Raw genomic sequence first — 235 nt, 5'->3', positions numbered from 1 at the left:
GGTTGGTTTTGTGACTTTATCCACGATTGGTACGTAGATGATTGGGGTATCCTCACCTGGATTTGTTGGAAGGTTTGGAAGTTCCTTACCTGGTTCTACTGGTTTATCTTTATCTGGTTTCGTCGGATCGTTTGGATCTGGCAAGTATGGTTTGTAGCCTGGCACATTTGGCACAACTGGTCTACTTGGCTTGGTTGGATCTGTCGGATCATTCGGATACTTCACTTTTGGAGTA

1 pseudogene is annotated in these 235 nt (G+C 44.7%); it reads right to left on the bottom strand.

The features are described from left to right. Window positions 1-225 (bottom strand): annotated as a pseudogene (locus tag HMPREF2619_RS11830) (hypothetical protein); the annotation flags it as partial. Between the last annotated feature and the right edge of the window lie 10 nt (window positions 226-235).

Source organism: Streptococcus sp. HMSC074B11 (genome assembly GCF_001808705.1).
Lineage (GTDB): Bacteria > Bacillota > Bacilli > Lactobacillales > Streptococcaceae > Streptococcus.
The sequence above is the reverse complement of the archived record's forward strand: the minus strand, read 5'-3'. Positions and strand labels throughout refer to the sequence as shown.